Source organism: Stenotrophomonas sp. 93052_Sma, from assembly GCF_056481145.1.
The window spans coordinates 2,551,556-2,572,736 of sequence record NZ_CM151134.1 but is presented as its reverse complement, the minus strand read 5'-3'; the positions used below and the strand labels follow the sequence as shown (position 1 = coordinate 2,572,736).

Sequence of the window (21,181 nt, the reverse complement as noted above, 5' to 3'; positions counted from 1 at the left end):
GTTCTCTCTCACTCGGTGGGGGTGCAGCCCAGCATGCGCAGATCGATGGCATCGGCCATGCGCCGGTAGCCTTCGTCATTGGGGTGCAGGTGGTCGCGGGTGATGTCGTTGGGCAACGATTCCGCGGCCTTCGGGTCACGCAGCGCGGCATCGAAATCGATGATGCCATCGAACCCGGTCTTCCCACCGCGTGCCCACTGGTTGATCGTGGTGCGGGTCGCTGCGGACACGGGCTCGTAGCGCTCGGAACCGCCGAACGGGGTCAACGTACCCAGCCAGGCGCGGATGCCGTGCGCATGCAGTCGCGCGGCAACCTGCTGATAGCCCAGCAGCATGTCCGCCGCACTGCGTCCAGGCAGCGGCTGCGCGCCACCACCGTGGCGGATGTCATTGATGCCCTCGAACAGGATGACCTGATCGGCATCGGCCACCGCAATCACATCGCGATCCAATCGTGACAGGGCGCTGTGGCTGCGGCCATGGTCGAGCAGCTTGTTGCCGCTGATGCCCTGGTTGAGCACCACGAACCGGTTCGGGCAGGCCTGCTGCAGGCGCTGCGCCAATCGCTCCGGCCACTGGTTGAAGGTGCCGCGACGGGCAGTGGCACCTTCCGTGATGGAATCGCCGAGTGCCACGATCACCTGGGGACGATCAGCGCGCTGCACCATCACGGCCGAGAACACGTTCTGCTGGTAGCTCAGCCGCACGCTGTCGGCAACCGATGTCTGCCTGCCGTCCGCTACCCGCACTTCGGTGCGGCGCACGGCGGGACGGGTAGGCTGCGGGAAGTAGGCCGTCACGCTGATCTCCTGCAGCGCCGCCACCGGCATCGGTACCGGGTCGCTCAGCAGCGCGGCACCCACCGGCACCTCGATGACCGCGCGGCCATCCACCGTTACCGGCAGAGGGGCGGACTTGCCGCTTTTCACTCCTGCGCGCAGGTCCTCGACCCGTAACGGCGCCGTGCCGAGTTCGTTGCTGATGCGCAGCCGCAACGCGTCGCCACGGCTGCCGATGCGCATGTCCTGGCGCACGGTCTGCGCGGCGAACTGTACGGGGGCCTCGGCGGTGCCATCCTTGCGGTCCGGTGCCGGCGAGGCGGTCCACGCGGTGACCCAGACCGGTGCGGCCAACGCGCCAGGCGCGGCCGCGGCGGAACAGATCGTCAATGAAAGCAGGAGCGTCCAGCGCTGCATGGTCAGGATTCCAGTCAGGAGAAGTAGGTGCCGCCGTTGACGTCCAGATTCGCACCGGTGATGAACGCCGCCGCATCCGAGGCCAGGAATACCGCAGCGTCGGCGGCTTCGTCCGGTGTCCCTTGGCGGCGCAGCGGGGTAGCGCCGGCAACGGCCGTGCGCACTTCCGGCTTGGTGAACTCATCATGGAAGCGGGTGGCGATCATGCCGCAGCACAGTGCATTCACGCGGATGCCCTTCGGCCCCAGCTCCTTGGCCATGGCACGGGTGAAGGTCATCACTGCCGCCTTGGCGGTGGCGTAGATCGATGCCCCCGGGCCGCCGCCATCACGACCTGCCTGCGAGGCGAAGTTGACGATGGCCGCGCCGTCACGCATGTGCGGCACCACCGCGTGCGTGGTCAGGTAGGTCGAGGTCAGATTCAGGTCCATCACGGCGTGGAAGAACGCCGGGTCGATGTCGGCCAGCGGCCGACGCTGCACCATGCCACCGGCCACGTTCACCAGCAGGTCGATACGCTCGCCGAACGCGGCCTGTACCGCAGCGACCAGGCTGGCCACGGCGGCGGCATCGGTGACGTCGGCGCGATGCACGATGGCCAGGCCACCGGCCGCCTGGATCTGTGCCAGCGTTTCCTGGGCACTGGCTTCATCATGGGCGTAGTTGATGCAGACGCGTGCACCGGCGGCAGCCAGTTTGATCGAAACGGCGCGGCCGATATCGCGGCCACCACCGGTGACAATGGCCACCTTGTCCTGGAACGACATGCGGAAAACTCCTTGGTTTGCGGGGGAATGGATGCACTTGGAAAAGAAGGAGACCCAGGCTCAGCCGCCGCGACGGTCGAGCTTCCGGATAGGTCCGGTCCACCACCACAGCGCAGCCAGCGACAGCGGCACCAGCGCGGCAACGAGGATGAAGATCGGGGCGTAGGAGTGGCGGGTCAGCACCGGCACCAGCCAGGTGGTGATCAAGGTGCCGGCGACCGCCGCCAGGCCACCCAGGCCTGCCAGCGTGCCCACCGAACGGCCGTCGAACAGGTCGCCGGGCAGGGTCTGGATGTTGCCGATGGCTACCTGGAAGCCGAACAGCACCGCAGCGATCGCCAGCACCGCCAGCAGCGGCTGGTTGGCCAGCACAGCACCCAGCAGGGCAGGGGCCATGATCACGCACCCCAGGGTGATGGCCAGCTTGCGGGCGCGGTCCACGCTGTGTCCGGCGCGGATCATGCGCCCCGACAGCCAGCCGCCACTGAGGCTGCCCAGCATCGCGCCGACGAAGGGTACCCAGGCGAAAAGGCCGATCTGCTTGATGTCGAAGCCGAAGGTTTCAGCGAGATAGATCGGCAGCCAGGACACGAACAGCCACCAGATAGGATCCAGCAGGAAGCGGCAGGCGAGCATGCCCCAGCTCTGGCGATGGGCCAGCAGCTCGCGCACGCTGGCTTTGGGCGCCGCCTCTGTCTGCTGCCCGGCCTGGTCTTGCTGGATCAGTCGGCGCTCGGCATCGCTCACCCACGGATGCTTGTCCGGCCCGGCGCGGTAGACAAACAGCCACGGCAGCAGCCACAGGAAGCCGATCGCACCGACCGGCACGAAGGTGCCGCGCCAGCCCAGCCAAAGGTAAAGGCCTGCGATGGCGGGTGCGGAGACGATCGCGCCGATCGACGCACCCGCGTTGAACACGCCCTGCGCCAACGCGCGTTCGCGCGCAGGGAACCACTCGGCATTGGCCTTGACCGCGCCGGGCCACGCACCCGCTTCGCTGATGCCGAGCATCGCCCTTACCAGGCTGAAGGAGAGCATCGAATGGGTGATCGAGTGCAGCGCGATCGAGATCGACCACACGCTGATCGACAGGGCGAACCCCAGGCGCGTGCCGATCATGTCGAACAGGCGCCCGAACAGGAACTGGCCGGCGGCGTAGAACAGCATGAACACCGTTACCAGCAGGGCATAGTCGTCCTTGGTCGCGCCTACTTCCCTGGCAATTTCCGGCCACATCACCGCCAGTGCATTGCGGTCGATGTAGTTGATGACCGTAGCGACGGCGATCAGGCCCACGATCAACCAGCGCACTGCTGAACGCACCGGCACCTTGCGCAGGTTGGCCACCACGGCAGGGCCGTTCATTTTCCGTCACCCTTGCTGCGGTCCATGCGTGCATGGCTGCCGCTCCAGCGGTAGGCATGGCCGTCCACGGTGACGCTGTGCTCGCCCTTGGCGCTGCTGTCGTCGGCCACGCCGAGGGCGATGCGTGCACCGCTGGCCAGGCGCAGTTCGATCACCTCTGCATCGCTGCCCCGGCTGCGCACGATGTCCTTGATGCGGCTGTCCGCACCGTGCACATACTCGGCGGTGCCGTTGTACTCGCCATGCGGCTCCAGCACGCTGAAGAAGGTCACGTCCTTCTGGCCTTCCACGCGCTGCAGCAGGGCCGGTTCACGGCGCAGGTTGAACTCCGGATCGTTGGCACCACTTTCCACCAGCAGCGCCTGTGCCGGCGCACTGCTGCCGAAGCGGTAGGTGTAGAAGCGCCCATCCAGCAGCCACGCCAGCGAGCGCGGTTCGCTGCCGGGCGTGCTGCGCGCATCCAGCCACAGGTGCTGGTAGCCGTTGTCCTTGCCCAGCACCGGGCGCTGGGTGGGGAAGTGTTCTGCCTCGAAGCCGGTGGTGACGATGTGGCCGTTGAAGTGCAGCGGCAGGTCGTAGCGCGCGGCCTTGTCGCCGTGTACCTGCAGCAGGTCCAGCACCACCGGCAGGCCCAGCCCGGGGTGGCGCAGCAGCGCCTGGGTGCGGGTGAACACCACGCCAGGGTAGGCATCGCGCATGGTCGCCGAGGCAACCTGGGTATCGGCATCGGCCTGGAAGAAGCGCACCTGCGGGGCATGCTCCTCGCCGCGCTTCCAGTCGCCCTTGAAGTGGCTCTGTTCGTCCACCACCAGAGTGTTGTGCGCCACGGTCTGTTTGGCCCAGCTGCGGTTCTCGGCCAGGTAAATGCCACCCCGCTTGGCTTCCACGTTGAGGAAGCGGGCAGCGCCGTAGTCGGTCACCACCGGATTGCCGTTGTCGTAGAACAGCCAGTTGAGTTTGTCGAAGTGGCCATGGCCCATGCCCTGCATCGTGTCCTTCTGCACCAGCGCCTGGCCGCGTTCGCCGTTCATGCGCAGGATCGCCAGGCCACCGCGGTCGCCGTCCGGGCCATCGCGCAGCAGCATCGGACGGTAATCGAAGGGCCTGGCCTTGTTGGCGGCCAGTGCTTGCGCAACCTGCAGTCCCTCGGGGGACAACAGCAGGCGTTTCTGCTGCTGGGCCACCGACAACAGGCGGTCGTCAGCGGTGCGCGCATAGGCGATGCCGATACCGGCCACCAGTTCCTCGGTATCGATGCCCTTGTCCAGGATGGCATCGTTGATCGGGAAGAACAGGCCGTCATAGCTGGACTGCACCAGCACATCCACGGCCTTCAGCAGCACGCCGTCGCGGCGCGCGAAGATCCTGCGCTGCGGCTCGTTGCGCTCGATGGCGTTGGCGAACAGCAGGAACGGCGCCAACGCATAGCGCTGGTAGTAGGGGCCTTCCTCGTAATAGCCATCGGGCGAGAACAGCAGGTCGATCTGGCGCAGGAAGCCGAACTGGTCGTTCTTCTGGCTGCCACGCAGGGATTTCTCCACCAGCTCCGGGTCGCGCAGCACGTAGCCGGTCATGCCGGTCGCAGCCACCGCCCAGGTCGCATGGTTGTGGATCTGGTCGTAGTTCTTCGGCTCGCTCACCAGGAACTCCGCCATCGGCCGGAACACCTTCGATTCGATGGTGTTGCGATCCTCGGCGGACAATGCATCACGGATCGCGTCGTAACCCTGGATGGCGTTGACCAGCCACACCGAATCGTTGAGCACCTGCCAGAAAACGCGGCCTGGAATCTGCCCGCGGCCTTCGGGGTGCGGGCCCAGGGTGGGGTAGAGCCTGGCATACTGCAGCAGCATGTCGCGCGTGTAGTCGGCATAGGCCTTGTCGCCGGTCAGCCGGTACAGGGTGCCGGCCGCCAGCAGGGCCTGGTAGTTGCGCTTGTGCTGTTCATGGGTGCGGCCGCCGCCCTTGTCCTTCGGTACCGGCACGTCGATGCCGGCCTTCATCATCTTCTTCAGCGATTTTTCCGTGCGCGCCTGTTCCTTGGCGAACCACGGGTAGCGGTCGCCTTCGCTGGCCATCCGCTGCCACTGCGCTGCGGTCACCAGCACCGGCGCGGTGTCGGCCTGCCTCGCTGCGGCAGCGGGGGCTGCGAACAGCGGCGCGGCCGGCAGCAGGGCAAAGGGGGTGGCGAGGGCCAGGGAGACGAACAGCGGCTGCAACCTCATCGATCAACTCCATTGCGGGTGCGTGACAGGGCAACTTCGCCCACCTTGGGATACCAGTCGACGCCGGTCGCCTCGCGCGCGGTCATCGCCAGGGCAGGATCGGCGCCCACGGCGGGCAGGGCAGGCGCGGCCACCCACAATCCGCTGGCAGCCTGCTGCAGGCCGACGCCACGCCCCTCTACGCCGCCCGGGAATACGGTGCTGGCTGCCGGTGACTGCACGTTGCCACTGAAGTCGATGCCGGCCAGCGAACTGGCGGCATTCGGCGGGTTCCTGCTGGTGCGGTTGACGATCAGGTTGGCGCTGAAGCGGCTGTTGCTGGCGGCGACCACGATGCCCTTGGCCTCATCATGGCCGACGCCGAAACTGATCTTCGCCACGTCCACGAAGGTATTGCGGCTGATCGTGGCGTTCACCACCGGCGCATAGCCGGACAGCGGCGGATCGGCCTGCGCGTCCATCATCGCCAGCGCGGAACGGTTGCTGGAGCCGGCCAGCCGTTCGAAGTAATTGTTGCTGACGGTCTGGTCGGCATTGATGATGCGCACGCCGCCGGTGCCGGCCTTGTCGTCGCCCAGGAACACGTTGTCGATCACCCGGTTGCCGTTGCCATGGCGTAGCGTGAGCGCGCCGGCCGAACGGTAGAACACGTTGCCGCGGTAGGTATTGCCGCCGGACTTGTTGCTGATGATCTCGGTCTCGCCGTCGCAGCCTTCGAACCAGTTGTTCTCCACCGTACTGTTGGAATCGCTCAACGAAGTGTCGCTGGTGCCGACGCGGAGGGTTTCGCCGCCGTTGACGCCCAGCGCCGGGCGCGGTCCGAACCAGTTGTGGTCGATGCGGTGCTGGTTGTCCAGGCCTTGGGTGGCATCGCGCACCACCACTACCGTGGGCCCGGCGTTGGTCTTGCCGCGCAGCTGGCTGTGATCCAACCGGTTGTTGCTGCCATACAGCGATACCCAGTAGTCCTGGTCGCTGGCATCGGGGTTGGTGTAGTCATCGATCACCAGGCCGGTCACCCGGCTGTGGCGGGCCACCGCCTTGCTGGATTCGCGGAACGCCACCACCGCATCACCCGGCGTATAGCCGTTGCGGAACACCAGGTTGGACACCTGCAGGTAGCTACCCGCCAGGCGCAGGTCCGAACGTCCGCTGAGGACGACCTTGCCGGCGGTCTGTGCGCGCAACACGATCGGCGCGGCTGCCGTGCCCTGGCCTTTCAGCAGCAACCGCGCGTCGGTCCAGGTGCCGTCAGCCAACACGATCTCATCGCCGGGCTGAAGCGCCGAGGCGGCGGTAGTGAACTCAGCGACATCGTGGACGAGCCAGCTGGCTGCACTTGCCGCTGAAGTGGTCAGGCACATGGCCAGACCAGTGGTCAGGCAAAACAGTGATGGATTGTTGAGCGGATGTCGAGCAAGCGGACGAATGCGCATGAAATCCTTCCAGACACGGCCGGGCCGTCGTTTCAGGGTGGGTCTGCATACCACTTCCGGGTCCGTTGTAAGCCAGCTTTCGCGCAAAGTCATGCTGCATGAGCACATTAAATTGCATTCAACTGGTATGGATGAAAGGCATTTGAACATTCGCATACCAATTGGTTGACATTTTCATTGCACCGTGCCGAAGCTGCGTCCCACGCCTGGCATGCAGGCGATCCTTTGGGAGGAGGAAACCATGCGGCGACCCGCCGGAGCAGTGCACAGCATCTCGTTGTCCCCTACGCCCCTGATCGTGGCGCTGCTGGCCGTGCTGGCGGGCATGCCCGCGGCCCAGGCGCAGTCCAGCAAGGACGCGTCAGGGCAGGATCCCACCACGCTGGACCAGGTGCAGGTCACCGGCATCCGCGAATCAATGCAGAGTTCGATCAACAAGAAGCGCGACGACACGGTCATCGCCGACGTGCTCTCGGCTGATGACATCGGCGACCTGCCGGCACCGTCGCTGGCCGATGCGATCGAGACCTTGACCGGCGCCGCCTCGACCCGCGACAAGACCGGCGCCTCGGAGATCTCGATCCGTGGCCTGGGCGCCTTTCTCAGCAGCACCAACTTCAACGGCCGCGAGATCACCAACGGCAGCGGCGACCGCTCGGTGAACTTCAACATGTTCCCGGCCGAGCTGATCAACACGGTGGCCATCTACAAGACCCAGCGCGCCGACATCATCGAAGGCGGCGTGGCCGGCACCATCGGCCTGGAAACAGTGCGCCCACTGGAGTACGGCAAGCGTGCAGCGCAGCTGGACCTGCGCGGCAGCTGGGCGGAGTACGACAGCAAGTACCGTGACAAGGACGGCATCGGCTATCGCGGCACCGCCAGCTACATCGATCAGTTCGAGTTCGGCAACGGGCAGAAGCTGGGCATCTCACTGGGCTTCCAGCGCCTGGACGGCACCGATCCGGAAGAGAGCATTACCAGCGGTTCCACCTGGTATGCCTGCGATGGCACGCAGAACGTGGGCAATGCCAACTGCAACGAAGTGTCCGCGCAGGCCATCGCCAACGGTGCGCGGTACTACCTGGTGCCGAGCAGCCGCATCTACCGGCTCAAGCAGGAGCGCAACGACCGGCAGAGCGAGTTCGCCGCGCTGCAGTGGCGGCCAAATGATGTGGTTGAAGTGAACCTCGATTTCGAGCACACCGAGCGCAACTGGTATGAGAACCGCAGCGATCTGAGCCTGTCCAACGCACGACGCGGCATCACCCAGCGCGAGGTTGACGAAGACGGTATCGTGCGCCACCTGCACGGCAGCACCTCGATTGATTCCACCTCCAACCGCTACTGGCGTGGCGAGGAATACACCGGGGGTGGCCTGAACCTGATCCTGCGCCCGACCCCGGCCTGGGAGCTGTCTACCGATCTTTCCTACTCGCACACCAATCGCCTCGACAGCGAGCGCATGACGCGCCTGCGCGCCAACCAGCGCGACGTCAACAATGCCGTCGTGCCCGGTATCAGTAGTGGTGCCACCGGCTACGTGGACTATGACTGGGACTGGCACGGCGAAGTGCCCAGTGTTGCCCTGGCGCCGAACTTCGACCCCAACAACTGGGACGCCTATACGGGGGCGGCGCGGGTGACCTCCAGCGCCACCGAGAATGACCACAGGATCAAGGCCGGCCGCTTCGATGCCAGCTTCATGCCGGAGTCCGGTTTCTTCACCCGCATCAAGGGCGGCGTGCGCGCCAGCCAGGCCGACTACCGCCTGCGCGACAACACCCTGGTAACCGACTACGACCAGCGCGTGGCGGCCGACAAAGCGAAGATCATCGCCGCCAACCAGGCCTGCCGTGCACCCTTCCCGCAGGATGACTTCATGGATGCCGCCAGCGGAAACACGATCTCCTCGTGGGCGTACTTCGATCCGAACTGCCTGTACCAGTCGTTCCGCGGCAGCCTCGACAGCGGGCTGGATCCGGGTTTCCAGGATCCGAACAATGTCGATATCACCGAGAAGACACGCGCGCTCTATCTGATGGGTGAGTTCAGCAGCACCCTGTTCGGCTTGCCGGTGACCGGCAACCTCGGACTGCGCTGGGTCAAGACCGATGTTCGTTCTGAAGGCGTGCGTACCGGGCTGCGCATCGAGGACAACGGTGACGGGACGATCCGCCTGCAACCCACCGGCGAGTACAGCACGCAGGTGTTCAAGGCGGGCAACGACAAGCTGCTGCCCAGCCTCAACGCGGCCTTCGAGCTGCGCCCGGACGTGTTGCTGCGGGTCGGTGCATATCGCGCGATGTCACGGCCGGACATTGCCGCGCTGGGTGCCGGGCGCACCATCAACGTGAGCAGTGATGCCACCTACGGCAACCTGGCCGCAGCGCTGGATGACATCAGCGCCAGCGGCAACCCCGCCGCGCAGCCGCTGATGTCCTGGAACGGCGACCTTTCCCTGGAGTGGTACCCGAACCCGGACACGATGCTGGCCGGCGCGGTGTACTGGAAGCAGTTCAACGGCGGCACCGCCACTGCGCTGGTGCCGGAGACCTACACCATCGACGGCCAGAGCGTGACCGTACCGGTGCGGCAACAGGTAACCACCGACGAGAACAGCACGCTGACCGGCTTCGAGCTGACCGCCACCCATCGACTGTCGTACCTGCCCAAGCCGTTCGACGGGCTGGGTTTCAAGCTGAGCTACAACTACGCCGATGCCGACTATCAGACCCAGGACTCGCGACTGGGCGAGCAGCTGGCCAGCGATGGCACAATCATTCCGGCCATCGTGCCACCGGCTGGCCTGAGTGGTTTCTCGCGGCACGTGCTGTCCGGCTCGATCTACTGGGACGTCGGGCGCTTCAACATCCAGGCCATCGGCAAGTTCCGCTCGCACTACTACCAGGACTTCACCGGCAACACCGCGCAGCAGAACCGCTACTACGATGACAACACCAGCGTGGACCTGCGCCTGCGCTACCGGGTGAACAAGCAGTTGTCGCTGTCGCTGGAGCTGATGAACCTGACCAACGAGCCGCGCGTGGCCTACCAGCCGCTTTATGGGAACTTCCGCGAAGTGGTGACCTACGGGCGGCGTGCGTATTTCGGTGTACGATACAAGTTCTGAACAGGGCGGCGCGGCCAGTGGTCGCGCCGTCGCTCCAACCGGACCCTTGCCGGCCGCGGTGGCAGGGCAGGGACCCGGAAGGAATCGCCAAGGGTCAGCCGCATGTCCGCCAACCGCCTTTACCAGACCATCGCTGCCAAGCTCCGCAAGCTGATCGAGGACGGCGAATTTCCGCCGGGCTCGCGGCTGCCGGGCGAGCGTGAGCTGGCCGAACGGTTCGGTGTCAGCCGGGTCACCATCCGCGAAGCCGAGATCGCACTGGAAGCGCAGGGCTGGATCGCCATCCGCATCGGCTCGGGCGTGCATGTGAAACCGCGCCCGACGCAGGCGTCCGGCGGGCTGCCGGATGTCAGCGCCTTCGACCTCACCGCCGCCCGCGCGGTATTCGAGGCCGAGGCCGCCGCTCTGGCTGCCAGCAATCTGGATGATGCCGGCATTGCCGAGCTGCAGGCGTTGGCCGAAGCGCTGTGCCGTCGCGACCTGAGTGACGCGGAAGCCGGCGAGTACGACCGCCGTTTCCACCTGGCCATCGCACGGCTTTCCGGCAACCCGGTGGTGGAATTCTTCGTGCAGCAGATCTGGCGCATGCGCAGCGAACTGCCGCGGGTGACCGAGGTCTATGCCCGGGTCTGCCATGATGATGGCGCGAGCCGTGCGGACGAGCACATGGCGATCTTCGAAGCACTGCGCGCGCGTGATCCGGTGGCCGCGCGCAATGCGATGCGCCTTCACTTCCAGCGCCTGTTCGAAGCCATGCTGCAGGCGACCGAAAGCCAGGCGCTGGAGGAGATCCGCCGCCGCACGCAGCAGGACCGCGAACGGTTCATGGCAACGACGCGGATCTAAGCGCCGCGTTCAACACAATCGGCGCTGCGACCTTCAGCAGGGCAGCTCGCGCTCGAAGCCTGATGGATATGAGAAATGGGCATGACTGCGCCGATGCCCAGCCTGTCCGCAATGCCTATACTGCCCGCGGGTCATAGACGGCCCGTTGAGAAAGCTGCATACACACAAGGAGCAGGGTATGAAGTTCTCGCTGTTGGGCGCGGCGCTGCCATTGGTGCTGGCACTGAGTGGAGTCCCCGGTGGAAGCGTCAATGCAGGACCGATCGCGGGCACCGCGACCGCCACTGTAGTTGCGAAGGCCACGTACGCGTCGGATTCGCTGGAAGCCGGCTACATCGTCGATTGGATCAAACGGAATTCGCCCGCCTACGCGCCGGCGTTGCAGACGGGCGAACTGGCCATCTCGCACAGCTATCAGTCTGCTGGCAGCCTGAAGCCGGCCGGTGCAGCGGGCCCGCCTGTTCCATTGCCTGCACGTGGTGTGGAGGGCGAGGTCATCTCGATCTCCAATACCTTGCCGAGCGGTGCTTCCGAGTCGTGGACATACCGGTGGTCGAGTGGGGCGTGGAAGCTGATCAAGTACAGCTTTGATGCATGCCAGGGCCCCGCCGCCATTGGTGCGAAGGGATCCGGCACGGAGATCGCTGCGAAGGGACCCTGCATCGACTGAGGGTGACCGGTCCTGGCAGAACTGAACCAGGTCTGCTGCAGAGCAGTGGTGCCCCGGGAGATCATCGTCCCGGGGCGCCGCTTCATGCCTCGCCGTGCGAACACTGACCTCGGCGATCAAGCGGAGATCACCCACGGCCCGAGCCAGTCGCTGGGTCATGCAACCCACGCAGCTTCTTCTTGTTGATCTTGCCCACGCTGGTCCGCTCGATCGATTCCACGAAACTGACCCGTTCCGGAATCGCATACCGTGAGATGTCCCCCGAGCGGCTTCGCGCAGCGACCAGTTCTATGATCTCCGCTTCGGTCACCTCACTGCCCGGCTGCCTGACCACCAGCGGCAACGGCCGCTCGCCCCATTTCGTGTCGGCGATGCCGATCACCGCGACTTCGCTGACCGCCGGATGCAGGGCGATGATGTCCTCCAGGGCGAGCGAGGAGATCCACTCACCGCCGGTCTTGATCACATCCTTGATACGGTCGGTCACCTTCAGGTAGCCGCATTCATCGATGTTGCCGATGTCCCCGGTATGCAGATAGCCCCCCGCCCACAGTGCTGCAGATGCATCCGGATTGTGCAGATAGCCCTGGGTGAGCCAGGGTGCGCGCACGACGACCTCTCCGGTGGCGATGCCGTCGTGGGCGACATCCTTCATGCCCGGGTCGACGATGCGCAGGTCCACCAGCGGTACCGGTATGCCGGCCTTGGTGCGCAGCGACAGCACCTCATCGGCATCGGTCACGCTGTCCACGTCGATCTGGGCGATGGTGAGCAGAGGGCAGGTCTCGGACATGCCATAGCCGCCGAAGATGTCGATGCCCCGCGCCAGTGCACGCTGCGCCAGCGCACGCGGCAGGGCGGCACCGCCGATGATCACCTTCCAGCCCTCCAGGTCGGTCTGCGCCGCGTCCGGATGCTCCAGCAGCATGTGCAGGATGGTTGGCACGCAGTGCGAGAAGGTCACCTTCTCACGGGCGATCAATGCCAGCAGCGTCGCAGGCAGGTAGCGCCCCGGATAGACCTGCCTGATGCCCATCGCCGTAGCCACGTAGGGCAGGCCCCACGCGTGCACATGGAACATCGGGGTCATGGGCATGTAGACATCGTCACGATGCAGGCGGCCTTGACGGGGTGCACCGCCAAGCGCGGCCATCGCCGCCAGCGAATGCAACACCAGCTGCCGGTGGCTGAAATACACGCCCTTGGGCAACCCGGTGGTTCCAGTGGTGTAGAACACCGTGGCACGGGCGTTCTCGTCGAAGTCCGGGAAGCGGACGATCGGCGTGGCATCGCGCAACCCCGCTTCGTACTCGGTGGCGAAGCCTGGCGGCAGCGGTCCGCCTGCATCGTCCAGCAGGATGCGCGTGCGCAGGTCCGGCAGCTGCTCGTCGATGGCGTCCAGCAGCGGCAGGAACTCGCGGTTGGCCAGGATCACCCGCGCCCCGCTGTGGTTCAGCGTGTAGGCGATCTGCTCTGGGGCCAGGCGCACGTTCACCATCATCAGCACCGCACCGATCATCGGCACGGCGAAGTAGGCCTCCAGGTAGCGGTTGCTGTCCCAGTCCATCACCGCCACCGTGTCGCCGTGGCCGACTCCCAGCGAGGTCAACAGGCCGCCCAGCTGGCCGATGCGCGCCTGCAGGGTGCGGTAGTCGAATCGGACCTGGTCGCCGTAGACGATTTCCTGTTCAGGGCTCACCGCCAGCGGCATCAGCAGCAGCTGCTTGATCAGCAGTGGATAGGCAGGGGCATCGGGAGTGGGGGCGGATGACATGGCATTTCCTCGTGGGCGGCGTTGCGGTCGCCGGCCTTCTCCGCACCACACTAGCAAGCCCTTCCTGCTGCACCAGCGTACCTAGGTACCTGTTCCCGCGCGCACCCGATTTGATAATCTCGCCAGGACATGCCCACCCTGCTCATCGCCGACGATCACCCCTTGTTCCGCGCGGCACTGCATCGCGCGGCGGAAGAGGCGGTCGCCGATCTGCAGATCAGCGAAGCTGATTCGCTGGACAGCGTGCTGGAGGTGATCGAGAACCAGTCGATCGATCTGATGCTGCTGGACCTGCACATGCCGGGCAACCACGGACTGGCCGGGCTGGCCACGATCCGTGCGTTGCAGCCGGGCCTGGCGATCATCATCGTCTCCGCCAACGAGGAGCCGCAGGTCATCCGGCGTGCCATCGACCTTGGCGCCGCGGGCTATCTGCCCAAGAGCTCGGGTTTGAACGAGCTGCAGTCCGCGCTGCAGTCCGTGCTGGAGGGCGAGCGCTGGATCCCGGCGCTGCTGCGCGAACCGGTGGCGCGGGTGGCGACGTTCAGCAGGGATGCCGACCTGGCCGCACGCCTGGCCAGCCTGTCGGCACATCAGTACAAGGTGCTGGGGCTGGTGGCCGAGGGCCTGCTCAACAAGCAGATTGCCGACCGGCTGGGCGTACAGCTGCGCACGGTCAAGGCGCACATGACACGCATCATGGAGCGGCTGGGCGTGCGCAACCGCGCGCAGGCCATCCGCGTGCTGCACGAAATGGGATTGGCCGATCCGTCCCGGCAGATCGAAGAACTGCCTGAGCCCTGACCGGTCAGGGCGTGGTGCTGGCCGCCAGCAGGTGGTTGATCGCCCAGCGCAGCGCCAACGGTTTGAACGGCTTGTTGAGCAGGGACAGCCCAACGCCGCGCACCGCCTCGCGCGTATCGCTGCCGGCATCCGCACTGAGGATCACCGTCGGCCGCGGCCCATGCATGCCTACCAGGCGCTTCCACAGCGCAACACCGGTATCGCCATCATCCAGGTGATAGTCGAACAGCCACAGCGCCGCCTCGTGCGCTGACGGTCCGATGTCATCGGCTTGGCCTGCCGCGATGACATCGCAACCCCAGGAAAGCAGCAGCTGCCGCATCGCCTCCAATGCGTCCGGGTCGTTGTCGACCACCAGCACGCGGACTCCCTTGAGCGCGCTGCTGCCGGCTGCCGGCGGCGAGCTGCGCGGGGTCGCAGGGGGTGCTGCGCGTTGCACGCTGATCGAGAAGGCCGAGCCGTGCTCGGGCACGCTGCGCAGGTGCAGGGGTGCGTGCAGCAGGTCGGCGATGCGGTGCGCGATGGTCAAGCCCAGGCCCAGTCCCTGGCCGTTGCTGCGATCGACCCGGTGGAATTCCTCGAACACCACCGCCTGCTGCTCCGGAGCAATGCCGGGGCCGGTGTCATGCACACCGATCAGCAGTGCCTGTCCCTGGCGGCGCACACCGAGCAACACACCGCCATGGCGGGTGTAACGAATGGCATTGGCCAGGAAGTTCTGCAGCACCCGGCGCAGCAGCAGGGGGTCGCTATGGACCCAGGCCTGGCTCCGTACATGGCGGAACTGCAGGCCGCGCGCCGCCGCCAGTACCGCGAACTCCTGCGCGAGCGGATCCAGGACGGTCGACAGCGCGAAGGGGCGCGGATCGGCGACCAGTCCACCCGCCTCAAGCCGGGAGATATCCAGCAGCCCGGACAGCAGGTCGTCGGTGGAGTCCAGCGCACCACGGATCTGGCGCAGGAAACTGTCGAGGAACTCCGATTCGATGTGCTGCGACATCGCATCGGTCAGCAGCTGCGCCGCATGCAGTGGCTGGATCAGGTCGTGGCCGACCGCCGTCAGGAAGCGTGTCTTGGCAACGTTCGCGCGCTCGGCTTCGTGCACTGCCTGTTCCAGCCGTGCGGTGCGGTCCTGCACGCGGCGCTCCAGGGTTTCATTGCTGCGCTTGAGCGCTTCCTCGGCACGCCGGAAGGCCGTGACGTCGGTGAAGGTGGCCACGTAGCCACCGCCGGGCATTGGATTGCCACGGATCTCGACGATGGTGTTGTCGGGGAAGATCCGTTCGGACAGATGCGGCGTGCCACGTCGCATGTGTGCGACGCGACGCTGCAGGGCCTTGTCGCGAGAGTCACCAGGGCCGTCGCCGATCTTCAGTTCGGCCAGCGCCCACGCTGTCAGATTGACCACCGGCTGCCCGACCTGCAGCAACTCGGGCGGAAACTTGAACAACGCGGCGTAGCGGCTGTTCCAGGCCACCAGCTGCAGCTGCGCGTCGACCACGCTGATGCCCTGACTCATGTTTTCCAGCGCCGCTTCCAGCAGGCGCTGGTTGAAGCGCAGCGCCTGAGTGGCTTCGCCTACAGCACGGGTTACCGCATCCAAGGGCGCGGCACCGCCATCACGAGCGGCCTCCACCAGCAGGCGCGCCATGCCCGCGCCGACCACGGCGCTCAGTTCGCGTTCGATGGTGATGACCCGGTCGTCGTCCAGCAGCTGCCCTGCATGCCCATCCATCAGTTGCCGGGCCCGCTCCTGGCCGAGGAAGCGTCCGGCCGTCCTGCGCAGCGAGGCTGCCGCCACCGCATCCCGTCGTCGCGGCAACGAGGGACGCACCGCGCGCGACACCAGCGCAACCGTCAGCAGGTTGACCGCCAGACTGGCGCCCATGCTGATGGCGATATGGCCCGACTGCAGGCGCAGCGAGACCACGGACAGCCAGTGCAGGTCATCGGGGCCCGAGGCGGGCGGCGTGGCAGGGATCACCATCGGCAGCAGCACCAGCCACAGCCAGGCCAACGACCCCAGCACGATGCCGGCGATGATGGCCGGAGAGGGCGTGCGCGGGCGATACACCGCCAGCAGGACCGCCGGTGCCAGCTGCGAGAGGGCGGTGAAGGACATCAGGCCGAAATCGCTGAGTGCCTCGGTGTCGCTCATCGCCCGGCTGTACAGCCACGACATCAGGAACACGGCGAGGATGCCGGCACGGCGGAAGGCCAGCACGCGTGGACGCAGGTCGGCCGCCGCGGCACCGCCGGCAATGCCGTCCAGCAACCGTGAGCCGAAGCCATGGTTGCCGAGCATGATCGACAGGGTCAGCCCCGAAAGGATCATCATGCCGGTGGCGGCGCTCAGGCTGCCTAGATAGGCCAGCAAGGCCAGCAGGTGGTGGCCACCGGCCTGCGGCAGCGCCAGCACGTACAGGTCAGGCGACACCGATGCGGGCAGCTGCGCGGCACCGGCCAGCGCCATCGGCACCGACGGAAGCCCGATCAGCAGCAGGTAGACCGGGAACAACCAGCGTGCCGTCCTCAGGTCCGAGGTCTGGCGCAGTTCGACCACGCCGACATGGAACTGGTGCGGCAGGGTAAACGCGGAGATCGCCCCCAGCGCGACCATGGTCAGATAGTCCGGCATGATGGCCGGTGGCGGCAGCTGCGCCATCTTTTCCAGCAGCGGCGTACCCGCCTGGCGCACCGACAGCGCCGCATAGAGGCCAATGGCGAGCAGCGCCACCAGCTTCAACACCGACTCCAGCCCCAGTGCGACCACGATGCCACGATTGGGCTCGGTGGCCGATGCCTTGCGTGCACCGAACAGCAGCGTGAACGCGGCCATCGTCAGCGCGAACCAGAACGACATGTCCAGCTGCGCGGCAGCAGGCGCGAAACGATCGCCCAGCAGCGCGCCCAGGCCCTGACTGACAGCCTTCAACTGCAGGGCGATGTAGGGAATGATGCCGAACAGTGCCACCAGGGTGATGGTGAAGCCGAGGCCGCGATCGGCACGCAGTCGTGCGACGACCAGATCAGCGATGGTGGCACTGTTGTGCTGCTTGGCCAGCCGCCCCAGGCGGAGCAGGAAGGGCAGGCCGAACGCAAAGATCAACGCCATGCCGGCCAGGGTGGGTGGAATCGGGAAGCCCCATTGCAGTCCCTGCGAGGCCGCGCCGTAGTAGGTCCACGCGGTGCAGTGCACGGCCAGCGACAGCGCATAGATGAGCGGCCATGCCTTCGAAAGCCGGTGCCCCCTGCGCTCACCCCACAGCGCCACGCCAAACAGCAGTGCGGTCCATGCAATGCAGGCGAAGAGGACGATGGAGGGCGTCAACATCGCTCCAGTGTAGGGAGAGAACCGGGCAGGGTGGTGCTAGGGAGCGACCACGATCAGTGACAGCTGCTCAGCGACCAGTGCCAGCTCGTCATCGGCAACCCGCTCGACGGCCTTGCGCTGGGTCAGCAGCCACTGGCCGGGCTGGCGCGCGTCCAGCGACAGCAGCTGCGAGCGTACCCGCACCCCGGACCCGCTGGGTACCGGCGCCAGGAAGCGGACCTTGTTGAGGCCGTAGTTGAGCACATGGGCGATGCCGGGGAAGCCGGTGAGGGCGGCCACATCGTCCTGCACGGTGAGCGAGAGCAGCAGGAAGCCGTGCGCGATGGTCTGCCCGCCCGGCAGCTGCGTCTGCGCGCGGCCTGGATCGACGTGGATCCAGTTGTGGTCGCCGGTGGCGTCGGCAAAGGCATCGATGCGCGCCTGGTCCACGTGGGTCACGCCACTCACCCGCTCGCTGGCCGCCCACTGCTGCAACGCCTGCAGCGCGGGAGGCAGGTTGCTGTCTGCACTCACGCCACACGCTCCAGCAAGGTCAGGATCGCGTCACGTGCCTCTGGCTCGGACAGCATCGGAGCGTGTCCCACATCCGGCACTTCCACCAGGCGGGCACTTTCCGAGGTGGCCGCCATCTGCCGCGCGACATCGGCCGGCAGGATGTCGGACAGCGCACCGCGCACCACCAGTACCGGCACCCGTGCGGTCAGCCCACGAACCGCATGCCACAGCACCGGCCGCAGCAACCACAGCAGCCACGGACGTGTCGTTCGGATCACGGCCGGATCGTAATCCAGCTCCAGCAGTCCATCGCTGCGCGGGCGGAAGGTGCGCACCGCCATCTGCCGCCAGTCGTCGGTACTGAAGCGAGGGAACGCGGCCTTGCCGATGGATTCCACGTAAGCGGTGGCCTGCACCAGGTCCATCGGCGGCACCGGCTTGCCGGCGTACTTGCCGATCCGTGCCAGCGCCTCACGCGGCACCTTGGGGCCGGCATCGTTGAGCACCGCGGCCGCGATCCGCTCGGGCGCGCGCGAGGCAAGGGTGATGGTCACCAGCACGCCCAGCGAGGTGCCGACGAATACCGCCTTGGCGATGTTCTGCGAGCGCAGCAGCGCAACCATGTCATCCGCATAGGCACGCGGGTTGTAGCTGGACGGGTCATATGCGCGTTCCGACCCTGCGCGACCGCGCAGGTCGACCGCGATCACGCGCCAGCCCTCGGCGGTAAGCACATCGGCAAGCGCATCGAAATCGGCGCCATTGCGGGTCAGCCCGGGAATGCAGACCACCGTGCCACGCGCTGTCTGCCCCGCATCGGGTGCATGGTCGCGCGCGTGCAGGCGCAACCCATCATTGCTGTTCCAGTACAGGTCGTCGTAAGACTGCGTCATGCAGAAGCTTCCTGGAGATCGTAACGGATGCGCTAGAAATCGTAACGGACGCTGAGGCTATATTGGCGTGGCGGACCATAGAAGCCAATCAGCGTGCCGACCGCCGGGATGTTGTAGCCGGTGGTGCGGTATTCCTTGTCGGCCAGGTTGGTGCCCTGCAGCGAGAAGGTCCACGCATCATCCAGGCGCCAGATGACGCCGGCATTGACCAGCCCGTAACCCTGCTGGCGGATCACCGGGCTGAGATCAGTGGTCGGCCACACTTCGCTCTGGTAGCTGTAGCTCACCCGTGCCGACAGGTTGCTGCCGTTGGCCAGGTCGGTGCGGTACTCCACGTTGAATGCACCGGAGAATTCCGGTGCATTGGTGAACTTCATCTGCCTGGCAACGTTGACGCCACGATCCATGTACTCGTCGTACTTGGTATCCAGCCACGCCAGGTTGCCGGAAATCAGCCAGTGCTGGCTGGGCAGGTACTGGTACTCGACTTCCAGGCCTTTGACCGTACCTGCGCCGGCATTGGTGAAATCACCGAAGAAGGAGTCATCGACACCGTCGCCATTGGTATCCAGGCCGGTGAACACCGACAACTGGATGTCCTTGTACTTGTTGTAGAAGGCCGACAGATTGAGGAACAGGCGCTGGTCGAGGAAGGCCATCTTGCTGCCGACCTCGTAGCTGTCCACGGTCTCGTCGTCGAACGGCTCGGCCGAGCGTGGCACGGCCACCGCGTTGGCGCGGATGTTGTAGCCACCGGACTTGAAGCCACGCGTGGCCAGGCCGTAGACCATGATGTCCGGAGTGATCTGGTAGTCCAACGAGACCTTGGGCGAGACGTTCTTGAAGTTGGTCTTCTTGTCGAAGTCCGCGGTCACCGCTACCGGGCGGCTGAAGGCCGGGTCGGCGTACAGGCGGTTCAGCACGATCGCGCGCTTGTCCTCGTCGGTGTAACGGGCGCCTACATCCAGCTTGAGTTTGCTGGTCAGGTCGAAGGTCCAGTCCGCGTACAGCGCGATGCTGTCGGTCAACACCTTGCCCTGGTTGTCGGCGAACTGCGCACTGAAGTAGTTGTTCTGGATCTGGCCGCCCGCCTCGCCACTGAACTGGTACAGGCCGACCACACCGCGCACCCGGCCGCCGGCATCGTAGTTCAATTGCACTTCGTTGCTGACCTGGTCGTCGTGATAGGTGCCGCCCACGTCGGCCAGCTTGACCGGCGCGGTATCGAAGTCGATGTTGGCCTCGCTGTCCGATTCACGCTTGGCGACCACGTACTTCAGCGCAATGTCCTCGTTCGGCCGCCAGTTCACCGTGGCCGAGGCACCCTTGCTCTCCACGTTGTTGAGGTTGCGCATGCCCGAGCGGATGTCATAGCGGCTGTCCATCGGCGGGTATGCGCGCAGGAACGGGTTGGGCGCCAGCATCTTCGAACCGCGCATGCCGGACTGGTCATCGATCCAGTCCAGTGCGAACTGCACGTCGAAGTCATCGCCCGCGTACGCGCCGACGTTCAGTCGTGCGGCATTGATCTGCTTGTCACTGACCGGCTGGCCGTTGAAGGTGTTCTCGCCAAACCCGTCGTGGTTCATGCTGGCCACCGCCACACGGGCGCGCAGGCCACTGTCGGCGCCGCCAATCGGGCCGCCGATGGCCGCCTTCGCATCCAGCTGGCTGTAGTTGCCCACGGTGATCTGGGCGAAGCCCTCGGTCTGGGTGGGCAGGCCGCGCGAGATGTACTTGATCGCGCCGCCGATGGTGTTCTTGCCGTAGAGCGTGCCCTGCGGGCCGCGCAGCACCTCGATACGCGAGACATCGAACACATCCAGCAGCGCACCCTGCGGACGTGCGATGTAGACGTCATCCAAGTAGATGCCGACGCCCGGGTCCGCGCCCCAGGCGGGGTCGGACTGGCCGATGCCACGGATGTAGGCGGTGACCGTGCTGCTGGCGCCGCGCGCCGCGTAGATGGTCAGGTTGGGCACCTGCGCATCGAGGTCGCTGATGTCCTGGACATTCATCTTGTCCAGCGCCTCGGAGGTAAATGCGGTGACTGCCACCGGCACCTCCTGCAGGGTTTCCTCACGCTTGCGCGCGGTGACCTTGATGCTGTCCAGGTTGGTCGGCGAAGCGGATCTGCCTGCCGTCGGTGATTCCTGTGCCAGTACCGGCCCCGTGGCCAGCAGCGCGCCGATCATGAGACTCAAACAATTCCGTTTCATTCGGTCCTCCCCCAGGCATGAGCG

Annotated in this window: 14 protein-coding genes; 4 read left to right on the top strand and 10 right to left on the bottom strand. The window is 66.0% G+C overall.

Annotated features, from left to right (window positions below; genetic code table 11):
* Positions 1-8 precede the first annotated feature (8 nt).
* From ACZK2V_RS12030 to ACZK2V_RS12010, 5 genes are read right to left on the bottom strand one after another with little or no spacing between them, the layout of a single operon-like run.
* Positions 9-1,196 (bottom strand): GDSL-type esterase/lipase family protein, encoded by a 1,188-nt coding sequence (locus ACZK2V_RS12030; RefSeq protein WP_049422237.1) that lies wholly within the window; start codon positions 1,194-1,196, stop codon positions 9-11.
* Positions 1,197-1,210: 14 nt separating this feature from the next.
* Positions 1,211-1,963 (bottom strand): SDR family NAD(P)-dependent oxidoreductase, encoded by a 753-nt coding sequence (locus ACZK2V_RS12025; protein ID WP_049422238.1) that lies wholly within the window; start codon positions 1,961-1,963, stop codon positions 1,211-1,213.
* Positions 1,964-2,023: 60 nt separating this feature from the next.
* Positions 2,024-3,328, bottom strand: a complete 1,305-nt coding sequence (locus ACZK2V_RS12020) for an MFS transporter (protein ID WP_486322373.1) — start codon at positions 3,326-3,328, stop codon at positions 2,024-2,026.
* The gene (locus tag ACZK2V_RS12015) at positions 3,325-5,553 is read right to left on the bottom strand and encodes an oligoalginate lyase (protein WP_486322372.1); all 2,229 of its coding nucleotides are present in this window, start codon (positions 5,551-5,553) and stop codon (positions 3,325-3,327) included. Before ACZK2V_RS12015 ends, ACZK2V_RS12020 begins: the two co-directional genes overlap by 4 nt.
* Positions 5,550-6,989: a polysaccharide lyase 6 family protein gene (locus ACZK2V_RS12010; protein WP_201119262.1), complete on the bottom strand. Its 1,440-nt coding sequence runs from the start codon at positions 6,987-6,989 to the stop codon at positions 5,550-5,552. Before ACZK2V_RS12010 ends, ACZK2V_RS12015 begins: the two co-directional genes overlap by 4 nt.
* A gap of 241 nt (positions 6,990-7,230) precedes the next feature.
* On the opposite strand from ACZK2V_RS12010, the gene ACZK2V_RS12005 reads away from it, so the two are divergent.
* The 3 genes from ACZK2V_RS12005 to ACZK2V_RS11995 all read left to right on the top strand — a co-directional run bounded on the left by ACZK2V_RS12005 (position 7,231) and on the right by ACZK2V_RS11995 (position 11,638).
* Positions 7,231-10,122 carry a TonB-dependent receptor gene (locus ACZK2V_RS12005; protein ID WP_486322371.1) on the top strand — a complete coding sequence of 964 codons (2,892 nt, stop codon included), beginning with the start codon at positions 7,231-7,233 and terminating at the stop codon, positions 10,120-10,122.
* 102 nt (positions 10,123-10,224) lie between these two features.
* Positions 10,225-10,968 carry a FadR/GntR family transcriptional regulator gene (locus ACZK2V_RS12000; protein WP_049401514.1) on the top strand — a complete coding sequence of 248 codons (744 nt, stop codon included), beginning with the start codon at positions 10,225-10,227 and terminating at the stop codon, positions 10,966-10,968.
* A gap of 178 nt (positions 10,969-11,146) precedes the next feature.
* On the top strand, positions 11,147-11,638 hold the full coding sequence (locus tag ACZK2V_RS11995; RefSeq protein WP_049422243.1) for a hypothetical protein: 492 nt from the start codon (positions 11,147-11,149) through the stop codon (positions 11,636-11,638).
* 127 nt (positions 11,639-11,765) lie between these two features.
* Here ACZK2V_RS11995 and ACZK2V_RS11990 read toward each other — a convergent pair whose 3' ends face one another.
* Positions 11,766-13,412, bottom strand: coding sequence for a fatty acid--CoA ligase (locus tag ACZK2V_RS11990; protein WP_486322370.1), 1,647 nt, complete (start codon positions 13,410-13,412; stop codon positions 11,766-11,768).
* A gap of 129 nt (positions 13,413-13,541) precedes the next feature.
* On the opposite strand from ACZK2V_RS11990, the gene ACZK2V_RS11985 reads away from it, so the two are divergent.
* Complete coding sequence (locus ACZK2V_RS11985) at positions 13,542-14,216, top strand: response regulator transcription factor (RefSeq protein ID WP_032127250.1); 675 nt, start codon at positions 13,542-13,544, stop codon at positions 14,214-14,216.
* Positions 14,217-14,220: 4 nt separating this feature from the next.
* On the opposite strand, the gene ACZK2V_RS11980 is transcribed toward ACZK2V_RS11985, so the two are convergent.
* Genes ACZK2V_RS11980 through ACZK2V_RS11965 form a run of 4 tightly spaced genes read right to left on the bottom strand, consistent with a single transcriptional unit; the run spans position 14,221 to position 21,133 of the window.
* The gene (locus tag ACZK2V_RS11980) at positions 14,221-17,550 is read right to left on the bottom strand and encodes a hybrid sensor histidine kinase/response regulator (protein WP_486322369.1); all 3,330 of its coding nucleotides are present in this window, start codon (positions 17,548-17,550) and stop codon (positions 14,221-14,223) included.
* A gap of 36 nt (positions 17,551-17,586) precedes the next feature.
* The gene (locus tag ACZK2V_RS11975; RefSeq protein ID WP_049422246.1) at positions 17,587-18,063 is read right to left on the bottom strand and encodes a MaoC family dehydratase; all 477 of its coding nucleotides are present in this window, start codon (positions 18,061-18,063) and stop codon (positions 17,587-17,589) included.
* A complete protein-coding gene (locus ACZK2V_RS11970; protein WP_049422247.1) occupies positions 18,060-18,938 on the bottom strand; it encodes an alpha/beta fold hydrolase in 879 nt (292 codons plus the stop codon). The genes ACZK2V_RS11975 and ACZK2V_RS11970 overlap by 4 nt, the downstream gene beginning before the upstream one ends.
* 32 nt (positions 18,939-18,970) lie before the next feature.
* Positions 18,971-21,133 (bottom strand): TonB-dependent receptor, encoded by a 2,163-nt coding sequence (locus ACZK2V_RS11965; RefSeq protein WP_486322368.1) that lies wholly within the window; start codon positions 21,131-21,133, stop codon positions 18,971-18,973.
* Positions 21,134-21,181: the final 48 nt, after the last annotated feature.